Origin of the sequence: Streptomyces sp. NPDC006450 (genome assembly GCF_040612195.1) — a bacterium.
Classification (GTDB): domain Bacteria; phylum Actinomycetota; class Actinomycetes; order Streptomycetales; family Streptomycetaceae; genus Streptomyces.
Genome location: NZ_JBEXPT010000228.1, coordinates 1 through 4071, shown reverse-complemented (window position 1 = coordinate 4071; position 4071 = coordinate 1). Strand labels below are relative to the sequence as shown.

General features: G+C 69.6%; 3 protein-coding genes. All 3 read right to left on the bottom strand.

Annotated features, from left to right (window positions below):
* On the bottom strand, window positions 1-179 hold a 179-nt coding region (locus ABZY57_RS32175), incomplete at its 3' end, for a roadblock/LC7 domain-containing protein (protein WP_356517994.1).
* Window positions 180-189: 10 nt separating this feature from the next.
* The gene (locus ABZY57_RS32170) at window positions 190-3405 is read right to left on the bottom strand and encodes a nitrate- and nitrite sensing domain-containing protein (protein WP_356517992.1); all 3216 of its coding nucleotides are present in this window, start codon (window positions 3403-3405) and stop codon (window positions 190-192) included.
* Window positions 3406-3711: 306 nt separating this feature from the next.
* Window positions 3712-4071 (bottom strand): ATP/GTP-binding protein (locus ABZY57_RS32165; protein WP_356517990.1); only part of this gene is annotated, 360 nt, incomplete at its 5' end.

Here is a 4071-nt window from a genome sequence, read left to right as displayed (position 1 = left end):
GTGAGGGAGGTCAGCCCGGAGGCCACCGCGGCGAGCTGGTCGGCCCGGTCGCGGGGGAAGCCCTCGGACATGGCCAGAAGGAGGCCGTCGGCGGATACCACAACCGTGTGGGACACCCCTGGGGTGTTGTCCACGAAGTTGGTGATCAACCAGTTCAGGTTCTGCGCCGCCTGGCTCATCGCGCTCACACTAACGCTCCTGGTCATAGCTGTTACTTGACTGCTCGGATCCCGCGTTGCGGCCCTGCTGGACACCGCGTCGCAGGTTGCTCAACCTGCCACGGATGTCCTCCGGGGCCCGGGAGACCTCGGGGCCTCCCTGCGGCGTCGTCTCCGCAGCGCCCTCGACCAGGTTGGCCTTGGGCACCCGCCGAGGGAGACCGGACGGGGTGACCCCGCCCGCCTTCGGCTCACGGAGCTTGGCGGCCTGCTGCCAGCGCTCGTCGTTGTTCGAGCGCCAGTCGGCGGGGCCTTCCGTTTCTCCGGTGGCCCGCTCCGGTGCCGCGGGCTGCTGCTGACGCTGCGGCCGCTGCTCGAAGAGGGATCCGGAGGACTCCGTTTCCTGCTGTCCCGGCCGCTGCTGCGGCTGGCTGCCGCGTCGCGGCAGGCCCGCCCCGGTCACCTGGTGGCCGGCGTCGGCAGTGGCGCCCGGACGGTCGAAGCCTACGCGCTCCGGAGCCGGTTCGGGAGCGGCCGGTGATTCCGATTCGGTCCCGTAATCCTGCTGGTAGGAGCCCGAGTAGGTGTTCTGCTGGGGCCACTCCGCCGCTGTGGAGGGGGAATCGTACCCGCCGTCGTAGGCCGGGAGTTCCTGTCGCTGATCCGTGTACTCGGGTTCCGGATACGCGTAATCCTGCTGGGTGTACGCGTCGTATCCCTGCCCGGCCTGAGCGGATTCGTAACCGAGGTCGTAGCCCTGCGCGGGCTGCTGCTCGTAACCCTGGTACGGCTGGTACGCGTGCTCCGGCTGCGGTTCCGGATACTGCGCCGCGGGCTCGTCGTACTGCGCCTGCGACTGGGGCTGCGCCTGCGGGTAGCCGACCTGCGCCTCCAGCGCGGCCCGGCGCTCCTCACGGCCCAGGGACCGGCCGACCGGGTCGGCGGCGGCCTCTTCGTAGCCCGGCTGGTCGGCCCGGTGGACCTCGTAGCGGGAGTCGTCGAAGCCGAGCTCGGCGGCCGTGCGCAGCGCGGCCGGCTGCTGGGTCTGCTGGCGCGGGATCATCGAGGAGACCGTGAAGTCGTCCGCCGGGATCTCCTCGCCACCGCCACCGTGGGTGATGGCGTCGGGGAGCATGACCAGCGAGGTGGTGCCGGCCGCCTCGCCCGAGGGGCGCAGCTGGACGCGGATGCCGTGCCGGTCGGCCAGCCGGCCGACCACGAACAGACCCATGCGCTGCGAGATCGCGGCGTCCACGGTCGGCGGGTTGGCCAGCTTGTGGTTGATGTCCGCGAAGTCCTCGGCCGTCAGGCCGATTCCCTTGTCGTGGATCTCGACCATCACCCGGCCGTCGGGCAGACGCGTCGCGTTGACCCGGACCTTGGTCTGGGGGGAGGAGAAGGTGGTGGCGTTCTCCAGCAGCTCGGCGAGCAGGTGCACGAGGTCGGTCACGGCCTGGCCGTGGATCTCGGCCTCGGAGACGCCCGAGAGCTCGACGCGCTCGTACTGCTCCACCTCGGAGGAGGCGGCGCGCAGGACGTCGACGAGGGGGACCGGCTGGTCCCAGCGGCGGCCCGGCTCCTCGCCCGCGAGGATGAGGAGGTTCTCGCCGTTGCGGCGCATGCGGGTGGCCAGGTGGTCCAGGCGGAAGAGGTTCTCCAGCTGGTCCGGGTCGGCCTCGTTGTTCTCCAGCTCGGTGATCAGGCTCAGCTGGCCCTCGATCAGCGACTGGTTGCGCATGGAGAGGTTCGTGAAGATCGCGTTGACGTTGCCCCGCAGGAGGGCCTGCTCGGCGGCGAGCCGGACGGCTTCCCGGTGGACCTGGTCGAAGGCGCGGGCGACCTCGCCGATCTCGTCCTGGGAGTCGATCGGGATCGGCACCACACGGGTGTCGACCTTGCCCGGGTCGGTGCGCGAGAGCTGGTCGACGAGCATCGGCAGGCGCTGCTCGGCGATGTCGAAGGCGGCTCCGCGCAGGCGGCGCATCGCCTTGCCCATCTGGCGGGCCATGAGGCCGGCCAGGATGAAGGCGGCGAGCAGGGCCACGACCACGATGGCGCCGGTCAGGATGGCGTCGTTGCGGGCCTCGTCGGAGACGGTTCCGGCGTCCTTGAGGGCCTTGGCGAGGAGTTCCTTCTCGAGCTCGGCGTAACCGTCGAACTTGGCGGTGGCCGCGGCCTGCCAGGCCTGGGGGGTGGTACCGCCCTGGGCGAGGGCGGCCGGCTTCGTGCCGCTGGCTATCGCCTCGGTCATGCCGGTGAGCGCGGAATCGTTGACCACCGGAGGCGCGCGGAAGACGGTGCCCGCCTGCTCGGCCGCCTGCTTGGCGGCGGCGAGCTTGGCGGCGCCCTCCTGGGACTTCGCGCCCATGATCTCCCTGAGGCGCGCGACGTCCTCGTCGGTGCCGGCGGCGACGTACTCGCCGATGGCGATCTCTTCGAGGTACGCGTACGAGGAGAAGGCGACGAGCTGGGCCTTGCGGATGTCCTCGTTCTCGCTCGGGCGCACCAGCAGGTGCGTGCCGACCGAGCGCTGCAGCGAGTTCGCGGCCTTGGACAGTTCGAGCGCGTAGACCATGCGGCCGTACGAGGTCACGTTGCCGGTGCCGAGGCCCAGCTCGTTGGAGAACTGCATGAGGTAGTGCTGGACCAGCACGTACCCCTCTTCGGTCGGAATCGGGCCCATCGCCTTCGGGAGGGCCTTCTTCGGCGTCTCGAGCTGCGCCAGGTAGGCCGTCTTACGGACCTGCTCCAGCTTCGGCTCCTCCTGGCGGAAGAGCTCGAGGCGGCGCTCCAGGCCCTGGCCCTCGGGCAGGTCCTTGGCGACGTCGGCGAACTTGGCCTTGGCCGCGTCGGTGGCGGAGTACGCCTTCAGTACGGGCTCGGAATCGCGCTGGCCCTTCAGCAGGGCCTCGGCCGTCAGGTCGCGCTCGTTCAGGAGCGCCTGGCCGTACTCGGCGGCGGCCTGGACGATGACGGCGGTCTTCTCGGCGTCCTTGGCCTCGTCCCAGGTGTCGATGGACCCCTTCACCTGGAAACCGCCCATGACCAGTCCGACCAGGACCGGGACGAGCAGGATGGCGTTCAGACGGGTCGGCACGCGCCAGTTGCGGGGCGAGAACCTGCTGGTGCTGCCGCCGCTCACGGATGGTTCCACGGGTACGTCAAAGGATGACGCGGCCGCGCGCGGCGGCGGGGTGAAGTTGCCGCGCGCGGGTTCATCCGCGGGGCTCGAGTTGCTTCGCCTCACTCGACCAACAACCTCTCGGCGGTGCTACTAGCTAGTTCGTTGAATTCCAGCACGGTTAACGGCCGTGTTCCAAACAGTTGAAATCGGCCGTTCCTAGAGCCTTATGTCCCACGTAAATCGGACATAAAGAGCGTCCTGCGGCAAAAACGGGGCCAGTTGTGAGCGCAGTGACACCGGCCGAACGCACCGTGTCGCCAACTACCGGCAATTCTCTGTCGAAACGTTATGAACGAAGGGGGCGGGCCGTGTCGCATGACACAGCCCGCCCCCCAAAACCGGCCGGTGAAGCCCTCGTTGCGCGGAGTCCTACTTGAGCCGCGCCATGAGGGCGTGCTCGACGAGCGTGATGAGCGCGCTCTTGGCGTCCGCGCGGTGGCGGGCGTCGGTGGTGATGATGGGGGCGTCCGGGCCGATCTGCAGGGCCTCGCGGACCTCCTCCGGGGTGTACGGCTGGTGCCCCTCGAAGCCGTTGAGCGCCACGACGAACGGCAGGCCGCTGTTCTCGAAGTAGTCGACGGCCGGGAAGCAGTCGGCCAGGCGCCGCGTGTCGACCAGGACGATCGCCCCGATCGCGCCGCGGACGAGGTCGTCCCACATGAACCAGAAGCGGTCCTGACCGGGGGTACCGAAGAGGTACAGGATCAGGTCCTGGTCCAGGGTGATGCG